Consider the following 19,148-nt stretch of genomic DNA (forward strand, 5'->3'; position numbering starts at 1 on the left):
GTCCCAACGCCTCAGGCCAGTTCCGCCCGCACGGCCGCCAGGTCTTCGTATGTGCCGCGGACGCCATCGGTGTTGCCCAGGCGATGGTGTTCCAGCCGGATCGCACCGATGTGACGCGCCCGGTACACGTGGGAGCGCCACACCGCGGCGGGTGAGTCCGCCGGTGAGCCGTAGCCGTCGGCGTCCCAGAACGCCTCCCGCTCGCTGCCGGGCCTGGCCCGCGCCATGTGGATCGTCCAGTCCGCCGCCGGATCGCCCCACAAGGTCCGGTCCATGTCCAGGACCCCGGTGATCCGGGGCTCGGGAGAACCCTCGGCGATCAGGACGTTCACGGTCCACAGGTCGCCGGCGAGCATGCGCGGCTCGGTGACCTCGTCGAGCACCGCGCGGTGGTCGATGGCCACGGCCGCCACCTTGCGGAGATCCGCCGCGTCCAGGCCGACGCCGTCGAGGTCGGTGGCGATGTCCTCGAGCGAGGCGACGACCGCCTCGCTCCACGTGGCGTACCCGGGACCGGTGACCGGCCCGAAGTGCGGGCCCCGCACCGCGTGCACCGTCCTGGCCACCGCGCCCAGTTGGCGGAAGAAGCCCGGCCATGCCGATCGGGGGTATGTGTCCAGATGGCCCGGAGCCGGCACACCGTCGAGCAGGCTCTGCACCATCCAGTCCCGCCCGATCACCTCGTGCGACCAGTCGGCGGCGATCACGCGCGGCATCAACGGGGCGACCACCGACAGCCACGGCACACTCGCGTACTCGTTGCGCATCAGCTCCCGCTCGGAGACGAACTGCCTGCGTGGCTCCGGGGCGACCCGCAGGATCACCGGCCGCCGCTGCCCGGCGAGTGTGAGGCGGTAGGTGTTGTTGTACATCCCCAGGCCCAGCTCCACGGCCGAGTCGACCCGGGCCGCGGCCCCGAAGGCGCGGCTGGCGATGGCCTGGATCTCCTGCGCTGACAGGCCCTGCTGAAACGCGTGTTCGGCGCGCAGGATCGGCTCGAAGTCCACATCCGTCCTTCCCCGGCCCACCGGCCGCCACCTGGGCGGTGCCACCCGGCTGCGCCCGACCGCACAGAGACTAGCCGTACGGGCCTGGAGCGCCGGACGGTGCGGGTGCCCGTCAGCCGCTGGTCCCCGCGAAGAGACCGGCCGGGTCCTGCGGGGCGCCGTCGCCGTTCGCCGGGAGGTCGCCGCGCTCGGGCCGCTCCTGGCCGTCCCCGCCCCCGTCCTCGGACGGCAGGACACGGGCGGACTCCGCGTTGGAGGCCCGGTGGACGTGTTCGGCGGCCTGCCGCAGGACGTCGCGGCCCACGGTGCCCGGATCCGCGGACAGCCGGATCACGCGGCCCGCGTCCTCCAGCACGTACGAGTGCGACGTACTCGTCGCCCGGTACCAGTGGTTCCCCTCCTGCTCGCAGGTCGCCCGACCGGTCCCCGCCGCGCCGGTGTCCTCGGCGCAACCGACCGGGCCGCTGAAAGCGCGCTCGTCGACCCGCAGTTCGATGGTCCCTCCCCCCGGGCCGCTGTACGCGACCCCGAACCCGTGGTCGCCGATGACGCCGACGGACTGGAGGGCGACGCGGTAACCGGGGACGTCGGTGACGTACACCATGGCCGGATCGATGCCCAGGGACCGCGCCCTGCTCTCGAGCGCGGCCCCGTTCGCGGACTGCGTCCCACAGGCGGACAGCGCCATCAGAGCCGACAGGAGCAGCGGTTGCAGGGCCGATCGCGTGTGTGCCATGCGCTCATGATCTCTTGTCCGACGACGGGGCCCGTGGCGACCACCTACGGCGGCCTTCCCAAGGTGCAGACCCTCGTGTTCGACCCTCGGGGTGGGGAACTCCTCTCGTGCGACGAGCAGTTGACCACCGATGCCGGCGCCCTCAACGTCAAGTTTCCCGCCGTCGTCCTCTACGTCAATTACCTCGACGGGCAGTGACGGGGGCAGCGGGTGGGCGGCCACCGGAGCGGCAGCTCCGTTACCGTCTCACTCTGGGCGCGGGCCACCCGGTTCACGCGGTGATGAGCACCTTCAGCGCATCGCGCCGGTCCATCGCCCGGTAGCCCTCGGGCACCTGGTCCAGGGAGACGGTGCGGTCGAAGACGCGGCCCGGCTCGACTGTGCCGTCCAGGACGGCGGGCAGCAGCTCGTCGACGTACGGCCGCACCGGTGCCGGGCCACCGGTCAGGGTCACGTTCGGGCCGAAGAGGCTGCCGAAGCCGACCGGGGCGTCCGTGTACTGCGGTACCCCGACGCGGCTGATGACACCGCCGGGACGCACCACACCCACGGCCGTCTCGTACGCCGGCATGTGCCCCACGGCCTCCAGCACCGCCCGGGTTCCGTGACCGCCGGTCAGGTCGCGCACCCTGGCGACGCCCTCCTCGCCACGCTCGGGGACGACATCGGTGGCACCGAAGAAGCGGCCCAGGTCGGTGCGGTCCCGGTGACGGCCCATCAGGATAATCCGCTCCGCCCCGAGTTGCTTCGCGGACAGGACGGCCAGCAGGCCGACCGCGCCGTCACCGATGACGGTGACCGCGTCACCGGATCGGACACGGGCCTGCCTGGCGGCGTGGAAGCCCGTCCCGTAGACGTCGGCGAGGGTCAGCAGCGAGGGGAGCAGCGCCTGGTCCACCCCCGTCGGCAGCTTCACCAGCGTGCCCTGTGCCTGCGGGACGCGGACGGCCTCGGCCTGACCGCCTCCGACACCGCCGGCCCCGTACCAGCCGCCCCGCGGGCACGAGGTCTGCAGCCCCTCCCGGCAGTACGCGCAGGTGCCGTCCGCGAAGGCGAAGGGGGAGACGACCAGGTCGCCGCGCCTGAGGCCGGAGACCTCGGAGCCGGTCTCCTCGACGACGCCGAGGAACTCGTGCCCCATCGGCACGGGGCCGTCGGCGGCGGGCATGCCGCGGTACGGGTGCAGGTCACTGCCGCACACACAACTGCGCACGATGCGCACGACGGCGTCGGTGGGCTGCTCGACGACCGGGTCACGCGTCTCCTCGACGCGCACGTCACCGGCTTTGTACAGGAAGGTCGCCCGCATGGGCACGGCTCTCTTTCCACGGATGGACGTGAGGAAGGGGGTGATCGAAGAACGGGTCCTGCCACGCCGGCGCGGGCGCGGGGCAGGAAGATGCGGTGGCGGGGGTCAGCGGCTGTGGCTCCGGGTGCGGGGACCGCGGTACTGCTCGTCGGCGACCTGCTCCAGCCACGTGGTCTCCGGGCGGTCGTCCCCCAGGCCCTCCCACATCGCGAGGTGCTGCATGAACCTCTCCGGCGTCGCGCCGTGCCAGTGGTCCTCATCGGGCGGGCAGGTGACCGTCTCACCGGGGTGGACCTCGAAGAGCGTCCCGTCGCGGGTGCCGACCAGGGCGACGCCCTCGACGACGTGCAGGGTCTGGCCGACGGCGTGACGGTGCCAGGCCGTGCGGGCGCCGGGGGAGAAGCGGACCATGTTCGCGCGCATCCGCGAGGGCTCCACGCCGGCGAGGATGACGTCGAACCACACGTCCCCGGTGAACCATTCCCCGGGACCCTTGACGGTGGGCCGGGACGTCACGAATTCCATCGGTCTTCCTTCGTCTTCGCGTTCTTGCGGTCGGCGGTGTCCGCGAGTGGGAACCGGCGGGCGGCGGAGCATGTCCGGTGCCGCGCTTTCCAGGCTGGCACCCGCCCGCGGGCCCGCCCAGGGAGAGTTCCCTCCCGGGGGAGAACATCCTGGGAGGAAACTCTCCCCCTCAACGGTTCCCGGGCGGGTGCCACACTGGAGCCATGGCCCCCGACGCACAGCTCAACGAGTTGGGTGAGTTCCTCAAGGCCCGCCGGGGCGAGCTCAGCCCCCGTACCGTGGGCCTGCCCGAGGGCGCGGGCAACCGCCGCGTCAGCGGGCTGCGCCGGGAAGAGGCCGCCCAGCTCGCGGCGATCTCCACCGACTACTACACACGCCTGGAGCAGGGCCGGATGCAGGCGTCCGCTCCGGTCCTGGACGCGCTCTCCCAGGCCCTCCACCTCGACGACGACCAGCGGAACTACCTCTTCGGCCTCGCCGGGAAGGAGACCGCGCGGCCCCGGCGCCGGGCCGGCCGGAAGGTCCAGCCGCAATTGCGGCGCCTTCTGGACGACCTCACCGCCACCCCGGCCATCGTGATGGGGCGGCGGATGGACGTCATCGCCTGGAATTCACTCGCCGCGGCGCTCGTCACGGACTTCGGGAGGATCCCTGAGAAGCACCGCAACTATCCCCGGATACTGTTCACCGACCCCGCCATGCGCACCCTGTACGCCGACTGGAAGACCGTGGCCCGCACCTGCGTGGCCCAGCTGCGCATGGAGGCCGCCAAGTATCCCAACGACCCGCGGCTGACCGCGCTCGTCGGGGAACTGTCCGTGCAGGACGCGGACTTCCGCACCTGGTGGGCCGCCCACCACGTCGCGACGCTCAGTGTCGGGACCAAGGTCCTGAACCACCCCGTGGCCGGTGAGCTGTCCCTGGACTGGGACACCCTGACCGCCACCACCGACCCCGACCAGAAACTCGTGATCTGGACCGCCGAGGTCGGTTCGCCCACCTACGACGGGCTGCGCATCCTGGCCTCCTGGGCCGCGGACCGGGACCTCTCCGCGGCGGCCGCCGACTGAACGACCGAAGTCGCCTCAGGCCTGCTCGAGCAGTTCCCGGCAGGCGGCACGGGCGATCCAGGTCTGGGCGCGGTCGAAGGCCCAGCCCCGTTCACCGACGAGCGTGATCCAGGCGTGCGGGCCGAGAAGGAACCACAGGACGTCGACGGCCTCGGCGCGACCCACCTCGGAGCGGAGCGCGTCGAGCGCCACGAGGCGGTCCGCGACCCGATTCAGGGCCTGGACGTAGTCGTCCGCCCCCTTGTCCAGCACCGCCTTGACGGCCGGTTCCCCGGGCGGATCCCGGTAGAAGAGCCCGTACACCAGCTCCCAGTGGCGTTCGTGCGTGAGCCGGGTGCCCGCGGCGGTCAGCTCGATGACGGCGCGCGGGTCGTCGCTGGTGCCGACGGCGGCGAGGGAGTCGGCGATGGCGGGGTCGGTGAGGGCCGGCTCCAGCAAGGCCGTCAGGATCTTCGGCTTGTTCCCCACGCTGCTGTACACCGTGGGCACGGCGACCTTCCCCGCCTCCGCGATCTCCCCGATGGTCACCCCGGCGTACCCGCGGGCGAGGAAGAGCGCCTGGGCGCTGTTCAGGATCGCTTCGCGCGTGCTCGCGGCCGAATGGGCGCGCAGGGGGGAGTGGTACTTCCGGCTCGTCACCGACGCATCGTACCCCTCCACCGTAAGTGACTATATTGACAATAATTGCTTCTAATGAATATGTTCCGATCCATGAACCACTCCTCCCAAGAGCCCATGGCCGTCATCGAGACCCGGCTCGCCCACGAGGTACACCGCGTGGCCACGACACTGCTGGCGGAGGCGGCCATTCGGCCTTCCGCACCCCTGGGCACGCTGGCCCAGCTGCGTGACTTCCTCGTGGTGAACCTCCGCCACCACCACGAGACCGAGGACGAGGACCTGTGGCCGCGGATCCTGACGACGGCACCGGCGGCCGCGGAGGCGCTCAAGGAGCTGAGCGCTGAACACGAGGCCCTGGACGAGGGCCTCGACCGGCTCGCCGCCGTCGAGTTGGGCGACGGCGAGGGCGACGGGGCCCGGGCCACGCTCCGCGAGGCGGCCGTCGCCGTACGCGACACGGTGCACAGCCACCTGGCCCACGAAGAGCCCGTCCTCTTCCCCGCACTGAGGGAGCACATCACCCCCGAGTACTGGGCCGACTTCTCACAGCGGGTGATCGCCACCACGCCGCCCGTCGCCGGACACCTCATGATCGGCTTCCTCGACGAGGTGGGATCCGCCGAGGAGGTCGCACTCATGCTCGCCGCCCTCCCGGAGCCGGTGCGGCCGCTCGTGCCCGTGCTGCGCCAGCAGGCGGCGGACGACCTCCGGAGCCTGCGCGGCGTCGAGGCCTGACCCGGGCACGAGGGGCGGGGCGCCCAGGCCGGCGGACGGACGCCGGGCGGCCCCGCCCCGAGGGCGGATTCGGCAAGCGGGAGCGGGGCCGCATTTCCAGGGTGCGCCCCGGAGCGGCCGGGGACACTTCGGGGCGCACGGACACCGGCGAACCGCCCGGGAGCGAGTCGCCGGGCCCGGGCCGCGCGAAGCAATAGACGAAGGTATGGGTGCCGCCGCCGGTCGCGACTTTCGTCACCCGTGGAACGCAGACTTTCTGCCGAAGTCCGGCGCCCGGCCCGCGCCATAACTTCGTTTCCATGAACCGAACTTCGCGTACGGATACCGTCCCCCTGGCCCAGCGCCCCGCACTGCTCGCCGCCGGCCTGCTCGGTGCGGCGCTCCTCCTGCTGGGCGGTGTGCCACTGGCCGGTCGGCTGCTCGCCCATCTGACGTTGTGGGGCGCCGCCCTGACCGTCCCCGGACTGCCTCACCTGGCCCTCGTCGTCGTGGGCGGCGCGCTGCTGACCCTGTTCTGGCGCCGCCGGTACGCCGCGGCCGCGGCCACCTCTCCGGCCGGTGAATGACCAGGACGCACAGGAAGACCACACGGGCCACCACGTCATGACCGATTCCCCCAACGTCCCCGCCATCGAGACCATCGGGCTGGGCAGGCGCTACCGCCGCGGGTGGGCGCTGCGCGACACCTCCTTCCGCCTGCCCGCAGGCCGCGTCTGCGCGCTCGTCGGCCCCAACGGCGCGGGCAAGACGACCCTGCTGTCCCTGGCCGCCGACCTGATCACGCCGACCACCGGCACGATCACGCTGTCCGGGCACCGTCCCGGCAGCGCGTGGGCCCGCCAGAGCACCGCGTTCCTCAGCCAGCAGAAGGCCCTCTACCCGCGGTTCCGCGTCAGCGAGGTCCTGCGCATGGGCGAGGAGCTGAACCCCACCTGGCACCAGGAGACCGCCGAGTCCGTCATCGAGGCCGGCGGGGTTCCCCTGAACGCCCGGGTGGGCACCCTCTCCGGCGGACAGGCCACCCGCGTGGCCTTCGCCCTCGCCCTGGGCAAGCGCCCCCAACTGATGCTCCTGGACGAGCCGATGGCCGATCTGGACCCCCTGGTCCGGCACCAGATGACCGACATCCTCCAGGCCGAGGCCCGGCGGCACGGTTCGACCGTCGTGATGTCCTCGCACCTGGTCTCCGAGCTGGAGAACGCCTGCGACTACCTCGTGCTCGTCAACAACGGCACCGTCCGGCTGGCCGGCGAGGTGGAACTCCTGCTCGCCGAGCACCGGCAGCTCACCACGCGCCGACGGGAGGACCTGGACGGCCACCAGGTCATCGCGACCACCGGCAGCGACGGAGGGTTCACCTCGCTGGTACGGACCCCCGACGCACCGCCCCCCGACGCCGACCACCGCGCCCCCACCCTGGAGGAGCTCGTCCTCGGGTACCTCAGGACGCCCGACGCACCCGCGCTGCTCACCCCGAGCGCGCAGGTCACCACCGGCCGCGAGGTGGTGGCGGCATGAGCACCGGCACCCGCACCGGCACGCCCACCGGCACGCGCACCGTCCTCCGCCGCAGGCCGCGACTGCACGGGCTGACCTGGCTGATCTGGCGGCAGAACCGCACCGCCTTCTGGATCGGACTGGCGGCCGCGGCAGCCGTCGCCGTCTACGCCGTCGTACAGCACCAGCACATCGCCGCGGCCGTCGCCGCGCAGCACCTCGACGCCTGCCACGGCCACGAGTACTCCGACTCGTGCCTCGGCCGCCTCAACACGTTCGGGCAGCGGTACCAGTTCCCGATGCGGCGGCCGCTCCAGGCGATGCTGCTGCTGCCGTTCCTGTTCGGGCTGTTCCTCGGCGGGCCGCAGCTCGCGCAGGAGCTGGAATCGGGCACGTACCGCACGGTGGCCACCCAGTCCGTGACCCGCATGCGCTGGTTCGCGGCGAAGCTGGGTGTGCCGCTCGCCATGACCGCGGTCGTCAGCGGCGTCATCGCCGCCGCCATGACCTGGTGGTGGCACCCCGTCGCCAAGGCCATGGGCCCCCTGTTCGACTGGCACATGTGGTACCCGTTCTACGGGGTCGGGCCGGTCGTCGTCGGCCTCGGCGTCCTGCTCTACCTCCTCGGGACGACCCTCGGCCTCGTCCTGCGCCGTACCGTCCTGGCCATGGGCGCGACCCTCGTCACCGGCGCCGGGCTGTTCGCCCTGCTGGAGGCGCTCCGGCCCGGCATCTGGCCGGTCAGCACCGCGTACGCGCAGCACACCTCGGAACCGCCGGCCCCCAGGACCGCGTGGCTGCTGGCGGACGGCCCGCTGTCCAAGGACGGGCGGCGCGTGCCCGAGGCCTGGGACTGCTACGCCGCCGGGAACGTGAAGCAGTGCCTCGCCTCCCGCGGCATCACCGGCCGCTGGGCGGAGTACCACCCCGCGTCGGACTTCTGGCCGCTGCAATGGACGGCCACGGGCCTGTGCCTGGCCATGGGCGCCGCGCTGGTCGCCCTGTCCGTGTGGTGGATCCGCCGGAACCCCGCCTGACGACCCGCGCTCCGGGGGCGACCCCGCCAAAGAGGGATCGGCGCTCCCTGGATCGGTGATGCCTTCATCCGTGCGGCGTCCCCGCCGAATCTGGTGGTGAGCGGTTCGGGGCCCGGCCAGGGCCCCGACCGCGGACCGAGGATGCAGGAGAGCTGAACATGAGTGTGAATACGATCGCGGTGATCACCGGCGCCAACCGGGGACTGGGCCGGGCCACCGCCCTCGCGCTGGGCGCCGCGGGGACGGACGTCGTCCTCACCTACCGGAGCAGCGAGAAGGAAGCCGAGGAGGTGGTGGAGGCACTGACCGCCATGGGGCGCCGGGCGGCCGCGCTGCGGCTGGACACCACCGCGTTCGCGGACTTCCCGGCCTTCGCGCGGACGCTGGGCGACACCCTACGCGCCACGTGGGGGCGCGAGTCGTTCGACTTCCTGGTCAACAACGCGGGCGTGGGGGCGGTGAGCCCGCTGGGCGCCACCAGTGCCGAGGTCTTCGACCTGATGGTCGACGTGCACTTCAAGGGCGTGTTCTTCCTGACCCAGGAGCTGCTCCCGCTGCTCGCGGACGGCGGGCGCATCGTCAACACCTCCACCGGACTGACGCGGTTCGTGGGCGAGGGCTGGTCGGTGTACGCGGGGGTCAAGTCGGCCGTCGAGACCTACACCCGGTACCTGGCCAAGGAGCTGGGCCCGCGGCGCATCAGCGTCAACGCGGTCGCGCCGGGTCCCGTCGCGACCGACTTCGGCGGCGGGATGATCCGTGACGACGAGGGGCTGCGCACGGCGATGGCCGAGCGGGCGGCGCTCGGCCGCGTCGGGGAGCCGGAGGACATCGGGCCGGTGGTGGCCGCGCTGCTGGCACCGGGCACCGGTTGGATCACCGGCCAGCGCGTCGAGGCCTCCGGCGGCACGCTCCTGTAGCCGCCGGTACGCCCACCCATTCGTCCACCCGTACGCCCGGCCGCCTGCCCGCGGCCGGGCGTACCCTTCGGACCGAGCGGCCGGGGCGCACCCGGCCGCGGCAGTCGCGACGAGGAAACAGCATGGACCGAGCACAACTGGCCGACTTCCTGCACACCCGGCGGGAGGCGCTCCAGCCGGAGGACGTGGGCCTGCCACGCGGGCCCCGCCGCCGCACCCGCGGCCTGCGCAGGGAGGAAGCCGCCGTGCTGTGCGGCATGTCCACGGACTACTACGCCCGGCTGGAGCAGCGGCGCGGCCCGCAGCCGTCCGAGCCGATGCTCGCGGCCATCGCCCGGGGGCTGCGGCTGTCCCTGGACGAACGCGACCACCTGTTCCGGCTGGCCGGGCACAACACCCCCAGCCGGGCGCTGCGCGGCGACCACGTCAGCCCGGGCATGATGCGCATCCTGGACCGGCTCGCGGACACCCCGGCCCAGGTGATCACCGCGCTGGGGGAGACCTTGCTGCAGACGCGCCTGTCGGTCGCGCTGCTCGGGGACGAGACACGCTTCACCGGACCGGCCCGCAGCTTCGTCTACCGCTGGTTCACCGACCCCGCCGCCAGGCATGCCTACCACGAGGACGACCGCCCCGGGCTGAGCCGCCGCTTCGTCGCCGACCTGCGCGCGGTCTACTCCCGCCTCGGCGCGGACTCGCGGGCCGGGGCCATCGTCGAGGCCTTGCTCGCGCAGAGCCCGGAGTTCCGCGACCTGTGGCAGGCACACGAGATCGGCGTGCGGTGCGGCGAGGTCAAGCGGCTGCTCCACCCGGAGCTGGGGCTGCTCGAACTGAACTGCCAGGTGCTGTACGACGCCGACCAGGCCCAGTCCCTGCTCGTCTACACCGCCACCCCGGGCTCGGAGACCCACGAGAAGCTGCAACTGCTCCCGGTGCTCGGCGAGCGCGCGCCCGGCACCTGAGCCGGCGCACGGCCGCGGCGGGGCCGGCTCACCGCTCGCCGTGGCCGTGGCGCCCCCGGCCGGGCAGCATCTCCCGCACCATCGCCTTGAAGCCCTGCCGGACCATGGCGGCGCGGTCGGAGTCCCCCTTGAGGACGGACGCGGCCGCCGCCTCGATCTGGTCCAGCGTGGCGTGCGGCGGGATCGGCGGGACGGCGGGGTCGGTGCGGAAGTCCAGGACGAACGGCCGGTCCGCGGCCCGCGCCCGCTGCCAGGCCCCCTCGACCTCGCCCGGCTTCTCCACGCGGAGGCCGTCCAGGCCGATGGAGCGGGCGAAGTCCCTCGGTGTGGACGGCTTCGCCACGGACCACGTCTCGCTGGAGGAGGCCCCCCAGGCCTACGACATGTTCCAGAAGAAGGCCGACGGCGCCATCAAGGTCCTCATGCACCCCTGAGGGGCCGATCCCGCCGGGGAACCCACCGAGCATCCCGCAAGTCTCCCCACGTCGGGAGGGGTCCGTGTGCCATGCCGCGGCGGCCTTGGTGGGCGGCTGAGTTCACCCGGTTGTCCCATCAAGGCGGATGCCGCGGTGCCGATACCGCGGTAGTGCGCTGAGGAATCCGATCGACAGGCTCCCTACGTCCCGCAGCCCCGGGACGCACCCTCTGTTGAAGCTCTGCCCGCCGCGGAAGCGGCTTGGGTACGTGGCTTGGACCAGAGCGATGTGCTGCTGCAAGTCGTGCGGGAGCTGTGCGCCCGCGGGCTGCTCACCGTGCGTCCCCCGAGCACCGATTCCGAGGCGCGGATCGTGGACAATCGCCGCTGAGGTCCGGCTTCCGACGCTGGAAGACGCTACAAAAGTGGCGCCGGGCGACGCCAGGCAGTGATCGAAGGCCCGCATGCCGTCCTCACCGCCGCGAGCCGGGCAACCGCCGTTCCGGCCACCTAATCCGCAGGAGCCGGGGCACGACGGGCGCGCCGGCGATGGCTGGTGTCGCACCACGGGTACGTGCGGCTGCGGCGGCAGGCGCAGACGGCCACGACGAAGCGGTCGGAACGGACGACGCGGCCGTCGTCCAGGACCACCTCGACGGGTCCTTCGATCAGGATCGGCCCGTCCCTGGTGATCGTCACGCGTGTCGGCGCCGGTTCATCGTTCGCGTTCGGCACGGATCACCACCAGCTCCTCCTTCTCTTCCCCGTGCGCTATCAGTCCGCGCGCCTCCAGCCACGCCGACCGGTCACGCAGCACAGGACCGAAGGGGATGTACCGGCGCTCGACGACCGCGGCGCGCAAACCAGCGTGACGCAGCCGGCCCAGGGTGCGTTCGACACCGCAGAGAGCCGAGTGGACCAGGAGCAGGACTCCTCCCGGGGCAAGCAACGGCGGCGCGTCCGAGCAGACGCGGTCGAGTAGCGCGCGCCCGTCGGACCCGGCATCGCACGCCCGGGCGGGCCCCCGGGCCGGAAGTCCGGCTCGCGGAGACGGCACGTACGGCGGATTGGCCGTGATCAGGTCGAAACGGCGGCCCGTCACGGGTGCCGTGAGGTCGCCGCGCAGGACCTTGACGCGCAGGCCGTTGAGGCGGGCGTTGAGCCACGTGGTGCACACCGCGCCCAAGGATGCGTCCACGGCGGTCACCTGCGCGGCGCCGCGCTCGGCGGCGGTCAGGGCCAGCGCGCCGCTGCCCGTCCCCAGATCGAGGACTTCGGTGTCGTCGGCGAGAGGCTCCCGCTTCAGCGCGTCTTCGAGGAGGAGCGTGTCGTCCTGGGGGCGGTACACCCCTGGTGGGAGCAAAAGCCACATAGGGCACGACTACCCCGCGGCCCCGGAACTATCATCGACGTGATGGGCAAGGTACGGGACCGGCCGCTCCGTGATGGCGGCCTCCTCCAGGTTCTGCGCCACCGTGCAGGGCGCTGTCGTCGCACCCCTTCGTCGGCGAGAGCGTGAGCCGACCGCATGGGATCCTGGTGCGCGGGTAAGCCGAGACAGCTGGGTTGCACCGGAGGACAGGGGAACATGGACGCCGTCGTACCGGACACCGGACCGCCCTTCCTGGAGGGACCGCGGGCCCTGCGTGTGGGCATGCCCGACGGCCTGCTGGACGGCGTCATGGCGCCCGCCTACGTGGTGGACGGCGAGGGGTCGATCATCGCGGCCAACGAGGCGGCAGGGACCCTCCTGCAGAGGTCCACCGCGGATCTCCTCGGCCAGGACGCACATGACCTGCTCCACCGTGACAGCCACGGTCACACCCTGCCGCGCTCCCGTTGCGAGATGCGTGACGCCCTGCTCACGGAACGCACCCGGCACAGCGACGTCGGGTGGTTCGCCCGCGGGGACGGCAGCCTGCTCGGGCTGTCCTGGTTCCTGACGCCGTACGCCCTGGGGTCCGGAAGGCCGGGGGCCCTGGTCATGCTCTACCAGCGGCAGGAGGCAGCAACACCCCCCCAGGAGCAGGAAGAGGGGTTCTCGACGCCGCTGACGGAGCTCGACCGTCTCGCCCTCCTCGCGGAGACCACCACCCAGCTCACCTCGACACTCGACGTGAACGAGGCGCTGCACCGACTGGCCGCCCTGACCGTGCCGTTGCTGGCGGACTGGGCGGTCGTCGACCTCCTCACCGAGAACGACGAGGTGCGGCGCGCCCTGGTGGTCCAGAACAAGGACGGTCTCCTGATCGAGCGCGCGGACCTGCAAGGGCCCATGCCGCCGGTGCCGCAGGAATCCCCGATGCCGCTGTCCCGCGCATTGCGCGGCGCCGCGTCGACCATCGCCACCGCCTCGACCTACCACGGCCCTCCGGATTCCGGAATCGCGGTCGAGCAGCACCGGCTCTTCGAGAGGACGGGCATGCACTCCGCGGCCATCGCCCCGATCCGTGGGCTGCGGGACGTGCTCGGGGCGCTCACGCTGGGCCGGTCGGAACGCCCGGACGGCTTCACCGCCCGTGACCTGCCGCTGCTGGAAGACGTGACCCGCCGGGCGGGCCTGGCGCTGGACAACGCCCGCCTCTACCAGAGGCAGCGCAAGGTCGCCGAGACCATGCAGCGTCACCTGCTGCCCCAGATGCCCACGATCCCCGGGCTGCAGATGACCGCCAGGTACGTCCCGGCCCCTCAGGCCTCGCAAGTCGGCGGTGACTGGTACGACGCGTTCCCGCTCGTCGATGGTGCCACCGCACTGGCCATAGGCGACGTCGTCGGGCACGACCTCGACGCCGCCGGCGGCATGGCACAGGTCCGGAACATGTTGCGCGCCTTCGCCTGGTCGGATCCCGAGTCGCCCAGCGCCATCGTCACGCGCCTCGACCAGGCTGTGATGCATACCGCCGAAGTGCCCATGGCGACGATGATCTTCGCGCGACTCACCAGCGTGGATGACGGGCTGTGGCGACTGGAGTGGACCAACGCGGGCCATCCGCCGCCGCTCCTGGTGACCTACGACGGGCAGACGAGCTTCCTCACCGAGGGCCACGGCATCCTGCTCGGCACGGGCACCGACAGGCCGCGCCAGGACGCCGTCTTCACCCTGCCCCCGCAGGCCACCCTCGTGCTGTACACGGACGGACTGGTCGAGTCGACCCGGCACTCCATCGACGTCGGCCTCGACGAGCTCCGCAAGCACGCGGCATCGCTGGCCCGGCGCCCCCTGGACTCGTTCAGCGACTCGCTGCTGAACCGGGTCCGGCCCCCGGACAACGACGACGACGTCGCCTTCCTCGCCCTGCGCACACCCGCTGCCCCGTAGGACCGGGTCGGCCGCCGTCGGAGGTGGTCCCTGTGAGTGAAGCGGCCAGGGCGGGAAGAAGTGCAGGGAGCAAGGGAGGCCGCCGTGGCGCATGACCAGCTCGGGCTCGACGACGTACTCACGGCGGCGGAGGCAGCCTCGCCGGTGAACTCGCTGGACGTGGTGGCGCGCAACCTGCGGGAGCGGTTCGGGGCCCGCTCGGTGTCCTTGCTGCTCCCCGACGTCATCGGCCAGAAGATGGTGCGGGTCAGCGAGGACGCGGACTCGCAGCAGGTCAGGAGCGCCGATCAGGTTCCGCTGCACGGCAGCGTCTACCAGGACGTGCTGCGCAGCCAGCAGGTGACGCGGGTACCCGGCGACGGGGCGGGTGAGCGGGTGATCGCGCCCGTCACCAACCGGGGTGACACGATCGGGGTGCTGGAGCTGACCTTGCCGGACGCCACCGACGACGTGCTGGGGCAGGTTGCCGAGGCGGCGCTCGCGCTGGCGTACATCGTCGTGACCGATCGCCGGTTCACCGATGTCTACCACTGGGGCAAGCGCACGACGCCGATGACCTTGGCGGCCGAGATCCAGCGGCAGCTGCTGCCTACGGCCTCCTGCTGCACGGCGAACGAGTTCACCGTCGCCGGGGCGCTGGTGCCCGCGGATTCCATCGGCGGTGACACCTACGACTTCACCCTGGACTACGACACGCTGCACCTGTCGATCACCGACGCGATGGGCCACGACATCAGGTCGGCGATGCTGGCCACCGTCCTGGTGAACGCCTCCCGCCGCGCCCGCCGTGCCGGGTGCGACCTGGCGGAGCAAGCCCGCCAGATGCACGAGGCGATCCTGGAGCACGGCAGTCACGGGCTGGCCACCGGGCAGCTGGTCCGTGTCGCCCTGGACGGAACCGGCTGCCAATTGGTCAACGCGGGGCACCCCTGGCCTCTGCGCCTGCGCGACGGAACGGTCGAGGAACTGCGCCTCGCCGTCGACCTTCCCTTCGGAGTCCCGTCACCGGCTCCCCACCGCGTTCAAGACCTCGACGTGCGCGCCGGGGACCGGCTCGTGCTCTACACCGACGGCATGCAGGAGCGCCGGGCCCGAGGCGTGGACCTGGCCGTCATGCTCCGCGACTCCGCCGCCGAGCACCCCCGCGAAGTGGTCCAGACGATGACGTCCGCCGTGTCCGTCGCCTGCCACGGCCACCTGGAGGACGACGCCTCGATCGTTTGCCTGGACTGGCGCGCTTAGAAGGCCATGGCTGCCGTACGGCCGGATGCCGGGTTTGTCATGGAGCGAGGAGGAAAGCCGCTCCACATGAGGCTTATGAGGCTTACGAGCGAAAAGCAAGGGTCCCCGAACGCCGCCCTTCCTGCGGCGATGGACACCCTCGAAGGGCAGGAGTGGCTCGACGGGCTCGCCGCCGTCGTCCGCAAGGGCGTGCGCGCCCTGCCGCTGGGCCGGGGGCGCGACGCACTGCGCGGGCTGTGGCTCGGCCACCCCGTGCACCCGGTACTCGTCCAGGTGCCGATCGGTGCCTGGACCTCCGCCGGGGTGCTCGACCTGCTCCCCGGCGAGAGCCGTGCCGCCCGCCGTCTGGTGGCGCTGGGCCTGGTCTCCGCGGTGCCCGCGGCCCTCGCCGGATGGGTGGACTGGGCGGAGCAGCGTCCCCGGCAGGCCCGCGTGGGTCTGGTCCACGCGACCGCCAACATCGTCGCCGTCACCGCGTACGCCTGCTCACTGGCGGCCCGGATCAAGGGCCGCCCGATCCTCGGCCGGGCCCTCGGCTTCGGCGGCATGACCGTAGCCACGGTGGGCGGGGTGCTCGGCGGCCACCTCGCCTACCGGCAGGGCGCCGGCGTGAACCACGCTGAGGCGGTGCCGGTGCTGGTGGAGCCGGGCTGGCATCGCGTCGGCGTGCCGCAGGACTTCCCGTTCGGCGAGCCGGTGCGGCGGATGGCCGACGAGGCGGCCGTGGTCGTGGTCCGCGCGGACGACGGGCGGTTCCACGCCCTGGCCGACCGCTGCAACCACATGGACGGCCCCCTGCACGAGGGCAAGGTCATCGAGGGCTGCCTCGAATGTCCCTGGCACGGCAGCCAGTTCCGCCTCTCGGACGGCGCGAACGTCCAGGGGCCGGCGACCGCGCCGCAGCCCCGCTTCGAGTGCCGGATAGCCGCCGACGGGCAGGTCGAAGTCCGGCTCGCGCGGTCCTGAGCCACCCTGAGCCACGAGGAGGAACTGTCATGAGTCAGCAGGCTCTCGAGATCTACATGAACGACCATCTGGCGGGTTCCACCACCGGGCAGCTGATCTCACGTCACCTCGCCGACCACCACCGCTCCATGCCGCACGGCGACGAACTGCGGCGTGTGGCAGACGAGATCGCCGAGGACCGGCAGAGCCTCCTCGACCTGATGGACGCGCTCGACGTCCCGGCGCGGCGTCACAAGGTCTACGCGGGATGGCTCGCCGAGAAGGCGCGCCTGCTCAAGCTCAACGGCCGGGTCGTCCGCCGCTCCGGCCTGAGCACGGTCATCGAACTGGAGGCGCTGCGCCTGGGCATCGAGGGGAAGAGCCTGCTGTGGCAGTCGCTCCTGTCGCTCACGCCGAAGAAGGACCTGGACGAGGACCGGCTGCGCACCCTCCTGGACCGCGCGCGGGAACAGATCGACACGGTGGAGACGGTGCGCCGCGAAGCCGTCGGCGCCGGTCTCGGCTGATCCTGGCCGCCGCCTGTGACATCTTTCGCCGTCAGGCTGCCCGAGTGAATCGTGTGATGATCCGCCGGTTCGGGGTAGCCGTGACGTAGGACCAAGACCAGCAAATGGGGTGAATTGCATGCCCGCAGGGTCGAACCGCAAGCGTGAGCGGCAGTACGAGCACATCAAGGAGAGCGCCCAGGAGCGGGGCGAGAGCGAGAAGCGGGCCAAGGAGATCGCCGCCCGTACGGTCAACAGGGAACGCGCCAGGGCGGGTGAGTCCAAGACCGCCAGCCGCTCCTCCGTCGAGGACATGTCCTCGGGCAAGCGCGGCGGACAGCGCTCCGGCAAGGGCTCCCAGGGGCCCACACGCGACCAGCTCTACGCCGAGGCCAAGCGCCGCAACGTCGACGGTCGTTCGCACATGAACAAGGCGGAACTCCAACGAGCCCTCGGCGACAGCTGAGCGCACGCGGGTCAACCAGCGGAGGACATCATGCTCATCCTCGGCATCATCCTGCTGATCATCGGCTTCCTCACCGGGATCTCGATCCTGTGGACCATCGGGATCATCCTGGTGATCATCGGCCTCGTGCTCTGGGTGCTGGGCGCGGTGGGGCACAGCGTCGGCGGACGCAAGCACTACTGGTAGGAGGCGCGGATCCCGGTCGTCAGCCGTTCCGGAGGCCGCCGCGACCGCCACGGCGGCCATCGCCGCTGCCGCCCCCCCACCGGCTTCGTTTCAGGGCCGTGGGGTAGGCACCCCCCTGGCGGGGCTGGAGGCCGAGCTTGAACGGATCGCCCCGCGCATCGTGGTCGACCTCGGCGTCACCGCCGCCAAGGCCCTGGTGGGGCCGGAGTTCCGGGTCAACCGGCAGCGCGGAAAGCTCCTGACGCCCGGCGTGCCCCTCGACGGGGCGCACGTCCTTGTTACCGTCCACCCCTCCGCGGTGCTGCGCGCCGGCGAGAACCGCGAGGAGATGTACGCCGGGCTGGTGGCGGGCCTGCGCGTGGTGGCCGACGCCCTCGGATGACCCGATTCCGTTTCCCGGCTCGGGTCCCGGGCATCTCCTCAGCAGATGCACTGACCGCGTCCCTCTGGGAGGTGCGCCATGAGCACGCCGCATGCAGCCGACCGTTCCGCCCCGAGCAGCAGTGCCGAACGCAAGGTGCCGCCCACGGAGACACCCCCGGCGGAAAGCAGCACCACTCACGGGATCTCCCTCCCCGAGCGGCCGGAACTTCGCAAGGCGTGGGGATTCACGCCGCTGGTGTTGATCTTCTGCGTCGTCGCCATCTTCCTCGCGGGAGTGATCGCCATGATCGTCGCACTCTCCACCTAGCTACAGTCCATTGCCGCGACGCGCGGGGCCCTTACCGGTACGGGTCAGGGGCACCCGGGAATTGGAATGGCTCCGTCGAGGCGGAATCCATGGCCGCACGCGACCTGGGCAAGGGCGACGCGGTGGCGGTTCTCCCTCAGACCTACTCGTATTCGCATACGTAAACGTGCAGGTGACAGCACAGGTCGGGGCCCGGCACGGCCCGTTCGACGCGCTCAGCGGTCGGTCGGGGCGCATGGTGGAACCGCGGGCCCATGGTCCGGGACCCGACTATCGATGACCTCTGCGTCGGAGGTTGGTCATGCCGAGCACCTACGAACGCGGCCGCGTGGGATTGCTTCTCGTCGACCTCGTCAATGAGAACTTCTCGAAGGACGGCAAGGCCTATGCCATCTACGCGCCGGAATACGAAAGGCTGGGCACGATCGACAACCTGAGCAGGCTCGTCGCCGGGGTGCGAGGGCACAAGGACATCCCCGTCTTCTACTCGACGACCGCCTTCACCGGCGAGGACTATGCGACGTGGAAGCACGTCTCCGGGATGCACCGGGAGATGTTCGACAACCGGCTGTTCGAGGCGGGAACCTGGAACACCGAGTTCTACGAGGATCTGGCTCCCCAGCCGGGCGAGGTGATCCTCGCGCCGCACAAGGGCCTGGACGTGCTCCACCACACCGACCTCGAATTCCAGTTGCGGCAGCGCGACGTCGAATACCTGGCGATCGCCGGAGTCTCCGGGATCATGGCCGTGGAGTCGACGGCCCGCAGCGCGATGGAGCGCGCCCACCACGTCACGACGTTCACCGACGCGATCGCCGCTCCCGGCGGCCTGGTCACATACCAGGCGATGATGCGCGGCCTGAACATGATCTCGCACAGCGTGGTCAGCGTCGACGACTTCCTGGCCTCGCTCGACGACCTGGGCGCGTGACACTTCCACCATCCGTGCGGTGAGGAGA

The 19,148-nt window shown here is 71.7% G+C and carries 25 protein-coding genes and 1 pseudogene; 18 read left to right on the forward strand and 8 right to left on the reverse strand.

The genetic code is table 11. From position 1 onward, the window contains the following. Positions 1–11: 11 nt before the first annotated feature. The gene (locus OG937_40200; protein ID WUD77496.1) at positions 12–1,007 is read right to left on the reverse strand and encodes an aminoglycoside phosphotransferase family protein; all 996 of its coding nucleotides are present in this window, start codon (positions 1,005–1,007) and stop codon (positions 12–14) included. A gap of 112 nt (positions 1,008–1,119) precedes the next feature. Then, on the reverse strand, positions 1,120–1,743 hold the full coding sequence (locus tag OG937_40205; GenBank protein WUD77497.1) for a hypothetical protein: 624 nt from the start codon (positions 1,741–1,743) through the stop codon (positions 1,120–1,122). 6 nt (positions 1,744–1,749) lie between these two features. Between OG937_40205 and OG937_40210 the strand changes: the two genes are divergently transcribed. After that, complete coding sequence (locus OG937_40210) at positions 1,750–1,941, forward strand: hypothetical protein (protein ID WUD77498.1); 192 nt, start codon at positions 1,750–1,752, stop codon at positions 1,939–1,941. Between the two features lie 73 nt (positions 1,942–2,014). Here OG937_40210 and OG937_40215 read toward each other — a convergent pair whose 3' ends face one another. Together OG937_40215 and OG937_40220 are read right to left on the reverse strand one after the other, a co-directional pair. After that, complete coding sequence (locus tag OG937_40215) at positions 2,015–3,052, reverse strand: alcohol dehydrogenase catalytic domain-containing protein (GenBank protein WUD77499.1); 1,038 nt, start codon at positions 3,050–3,052, stop codon at positions 2,015–2,017. Positions 3,053–3,157: 105 nt separating this feature from the next. Continuing rightward, positions 3,158–3,577, reverse strand: a complete 420-nt coding sequence (locus tag OG937_40220) for a cupin domain-containing protein (GenBank protein WUD77500.1) — start codon at positions 3,575–3,577, stop codon at positions 3,158–3,160. A gap of 203 nt (positions 3,578–3,780) precedes the next feature. Here OG937_40220 and OG937_40225 point away from each other — a divergent pair, with 203 nt between their 5' ends. Then, on the forward strand, positions 3,781–4,647 hold the full coding sequence (locus tag OG937_40225; GenBank protein WUD77501.1) for a helix-turn-helix transcriptional regulator: 867 nt from the start codon (positions 3,781–3,783) through the stop codon (positions 4,645–4,647). Positions 4,648–4,662: 15 nt separating this feature from the next. Here the strand turns inward: OG937_40225 and OG937_40230 are convergent, their stop codons facing one another. Next, a complete protein-coding gene (locus tag OG937_40230; protein WUD77502.1) occupies positions 4,663–5,286 on the reverse strand; it encodes a TetR/AcrR family transcriptional regulator in 624 nt (207 codons plus the stop codon). A gap of 72 nt (positions 5,287–5,358) precedes the next feature. Here OG937_40230 and OG937_40235 point away from each other — a divergent pair, with 72 nt between their 5' ends. The 6 genes from OG937_40235 (at position 5,359) to OG937_40260 (ending at position 10,419) form a co-directional block, all read left to right on the forward strand. Next, positions 5,359–6,003, forward strand: coding sequence for a hemerythrin domain-containing protein (locus OG937_40235; protein ID WUD77503.1), 645 nt, complete (start codon positions 5,359–5,361; stop codon positions 6,001–6,003). 299 nt (positions 6,004–6,302) lie between these two features. Next, positions 6,303–6,569: a hypothetical protein gene (locus tag OG937_40240; GenBank protein ID WUD77504.1), complete on the forward strand. Its 267-nt coding sequence runs from the start codon at positions 6,303–6,305 to the stop codon at positions 6,567–6,569. Between the two features lie 37 nt (positions 6,570–6,606). Beyond that, complete coding sequence (locus OG937_40245; protein ID WUD77505.1) at positions 6,607–7,521, forward strand: ABC transporter ATP-binding protein; 915 nt, start codon at positions 6,607–6,609, stop codon at positions 7,519–7,521. Beyond that, positions 7,518–8,537, forward strand: a complete 1,020-nt coding sequence (locus tag OG937_40250) for an ABC transporter permease (protein ID WUD77506.1) — start codon at positions 7,518–7,520, stop codon at positions 8,535–8,537. Before OG937_40245 ends, OG937_40250 begins: the two co-directional genes overlap by 4 nt. Positions 8,538–8,701: 164 nt before the next feature. Beyond that, positions 8,702–9,457, forward strand: coding sequence for an SDR family oxidoreductase (locus tag OG937_40255; GenBank protein WUD79026.1), 756 nt, complete (start codon positions 8,702–8,704; stop codon positions 9,455–9,457). 122 nt (positions 9,458–9,579) lie between these two features. After that, complete coding sequence (locus tag OG937_40260) at positions 9,580–10,419, forward strand: helix-turn-helix transcriptional regulator (GenBank protein ID WUD77507.1); 840 nt, start codon at positions 9,580–9,582, stop codon at positions 10,417–10,419. A gap of 28 nt (positions 10,420–10,447) precedes the next feature. On the opposite strand, the pseudogene OG937_40265 reads toward OG937_40260, so the two are convergent. Continuing rightward, positions 10,448–10,738: pseudogene (locus OG937_40265) on the reverse strand (thiamine pyrophosphate-requiring protein). On the opposite strand from OG937_40265, the gene OG937_40270 reads away from it, so the two are divergent. Then, entirely contained in the window at positions 10,722–10,853 is a 132-nt protein-coding gene (locus OG937_40270) for a hypothetical protein (GenBank protein WUD79101.1), read from the forward strand. The pseudogene OG937_40265 and the gene OG937_40270 overlap by 17 nt on opposite strands. Before the next feature lie 491 nt (positions 10,854–11,344). On the opposite strand, the gene OG937_40275 is transcribed toward OG937_40270, so the two are convergent. Next, on the reverse strand, positions 11,345–11,569 hold the full coding sequence (locus OG937_40275) for a CDGSH iron-sulfur domain-containing protein (protein WUD77508.1): 225 nt from the start codon (positions 11,567–11,569) through the stop codon (positions 11,345–11,347). Continuing rightward, complete coding sequence (locus tag OG937_40280; protein WUD77509.1) at positions 11,550–12,206, reverse strand: class I SAM-dependent methyltransferase; 657 nt, start codon at positions 12,204–12,206, stop codon at positions 11,550–11,552. The genes OG937_40275 and OG937_40280 overlap by 20 nt, the downstream gene beginning before the upstream one ends. Positions 12,207–12,488: 282 nt before the next feature. Here OG937_40280 and OG937_40285 point away from each other — a divergent pair, with 282 nt between their 5' ends. From OG937_40285 to OG937_40325, 9 genes are all read left to right on the forward strand, one after another. Beyond that, a complete protein-coding gene (locus OG937_40285; protein WUD79027.1) occupies positions 12,489–14,153 on the forward strand; it encodes a SpoIIE family protein phosphatase in 1,665 nt (554 codons plus the stop codon). An 84-nt stretch (positions 14,154–14,237) separates the two neighbouring features. Continuing rightward, positions 14,238–15,395: a serine/threonine-protein phosphatase gene (locus OG937_40290; protein ID WUD77510.1), complete on the forward strand. Its 1,158-nt coding sequence runs from the start codon at positions 14,238–14,240 to the stop codon at positions 15,393–15,395. 129 nt (positions 15,396–15,524) lie between these two features. Continuing rightward, entirely contained in the window at positions 15,525–16,361 is an 837-nt protein-coding gene (locus OG937_40295; protein WUD77511.1) for a Rieske 2Fe-2S domain-containing protein, read from the forward strand. 29 nt (positions 16,362–16,390) lie between these two features. Next, complete coding sequence (locus OG937_40300) at positions 16,391–16,867, forward strand: hypothetical protein (GenBank protein WUD77512.1); 477 nt, start codon at positions 16,391–16,393, stop codon at positions 16,865–16,867. A gap of 118 nt (positions 16,868–16,985) precedes the next feature. After that, positions 16,986–17,312: a plasmid stabilization protein gene (locus OG937_40305; GenBank protein ID WUD77513.1), complete on the forward strand. Its 327-nt coding sequence runs from the start codon at positions 16,986–16,988 to the stop codon at positions 17,310–17,312. Between the two features lie 30 nt (positions 17,313–17,342). After that, on the forward strand, positions 17,343–17,498 hold the full coding sequence (locus OG937_40310; protein ID WUD77514.1) for a DUF6131 family protein: 156 nt from the start codon (positions 17,343–17,345) through the stop codon (positions 17,496–17,498). A 160-nt stretch (positions 17,499–17,658) separates the two neighbouring features. Then, on the forward strand, positions 17,659–17,880 hold the full coding sequence (locus OG937_40315) for a hypothetical protein (protein WUD77515.1): 222 nt from the start codon (positions 17,659–17,661) through the stop codon (positions 17,878–17,880). Between the two features lie 78 nt (positions 17,881–17,958). Then, positions 17,959–18,189 carry a DUF6480 family protein gene (locus tag OG937_40320; protein ID WUD77516.1) on the forward strand — a complete coding sequence of 77 codons (231 nt, stop codon included), beginning with the start codon at positions 17,959–17,961 and terminating at the stop codon, positions 18,187–18,189. 301 nt (positions 18,190–18,490) lie between these two features. Then, positions 18,491–19,120, forward strand: coding sequence for a cysteine hydrolase (locus OG937_40325; GenBank protein WUD77517.1), 630 nt, complete (start codon positions 18,491–18,493; stop codon positions 19,118–19,120). Positions 19,121–19,148: the final 28 nt, after the last annotated feature.

The organism is Streptomyces sp. NBC_00510, assembly GCA_036013505.1.
Classification (GTDB): domain Bacteria; phylum Actinomycetota; class Actinomycetes; order Streptomycetales; family Streptomycetaceae; genus Actinacidiphila.

Excerpts from the sequence above, each read along its gene's own strand:
- OG937_40310 (WUD77514.1), top strand. The coding sequence starts at position 17,343 with ATGCTCATCCTCGGCATCATCCTGCTGATCATCGGCTTCCTCACCGGG.
- OG937_40210 (WUD77498.1), top strand. The coding sequence starts at position 1,750 with ATGATCTCTTGTCCGACGACGGGGCCCGTGGCGACCACCTACGGCGGC.
- OG937_40225 (WUD77501.1), top strand. The coding sequence starts at position 3,781 with ATGGCCCCCGACGCACAGCTCAACGAGTTGGGTGAGTTCCTCAAGGCC.
- OG937_40220 (WUD77500.1), bottom strand. The coding sequence starts at position 3,577 with ATGGAATTCGTGACGTCCCGGCCCACCGTCAAGGGTCCCGGGGAATGG.
- OG937_40235 (WUD77503.1), top strand. The coding sequence starts at position 5,359 with ATGAACCACTCCTCCCAAGAGCCCATGGCCGTCATCGAGACCCGGCTC.
- OG937_40295 (WUD77511.1), top strand. The coding sequence starts at position 15,525 with ATGGACACCCTCGAAGGGCAGGAGTGGCTCGACGGGCTCGCCGCCGTC.
- OG937_40285 (WUD79027.1), top strand. The coding sequence starts at position 12,489 with ATGCCCGACGGCCTGCTGGACGGCGTCATGGCGCCCGCCTACGTGGTG.
- OG937_40300 (WUD77512.1), top strand. The coding sequence starts at position 16,391 with ATGAGTCAGCAGGCTCTCGAGATCTACATGAACGACCATCTGGCGGGT.
- OG937_40215 (WUD77499.1), bottom strand. The coding sequence starts at position 3,052 with ATGCGGGCGACCTTCCTGTACAAAGCCGGTGACGTGCGCGTCGAGGAG.
- OG937_40250 (WUD77506.1), top strand. The coding sequence starts at position 7,518 with ATGAGCACCGGCACCCGCACCGGCACGCCCACCGGCACGCGCACCGTC.
- OG937_40260 (WUD77507.1), top strand. The coding sequence starts at position 9,580 with ATGGACCGAGCACAACTGGCCGACTTCCTGCACACCCGGCGGGAGGCG.
- OG937_40325 (WUD77517.1), top strand. The coding sequence starts at position 18,491 with ATGCCGAGCACCTACGAACGCGGCCGCGTGGGATTGCTTCTCGTCGAC.
- OG937_40205 (WUD77497.1), bottom strand. The coding sequence starts at position 1,743 with ATGGCACACACGCGATCGGCCCTGCAACCGCTGCTCCTGTCGGCTCTG.
- OG937_40270 (WUD79101.1), top strand. The coding sequence starts at position 10,722 with ATGGAGCGGGCGAAGTCCCTCGGTGTGGACGGCTTCGCCACGGACCAC.
- OG937_40305 (WUD77513.1), top strand. The coding sequence starts at position 16,986 with ATGCCCGCAGGGTCGAACCGCAAGCGTGAGCGGCAGTACGAGCACATC.
- OG937_40245 (WUD77505.1), top strand. The coding sequence starts at position 6,607 with ATGACCGATTCCCCCAACGTCCCCGCCATCGAGACCATCGGGCTGGGC.
- OG937_40280 (WUD77509.1), bottom strand. The coding sequence starts at position 12,206 with ATGTGGCTTTTGCTCCCACCAGGGGTGTACCGCCCCCAGGACGACACG.
- OG937_40320 (WUD77516.1), top strand. The coding sequence starts at position 17,959 with ATGAGCACGCCGCATGCAGCCGACCGTTCCGCCCCGAGCAGCAGTGCC.
- OG937_40240 (WUD77504.1), top strand. The coding sequence starts at position 6,303 with ATGAACCGAACTTCGCGTACGGATACCGTCCCCCTGGCCCAGCGCCCC.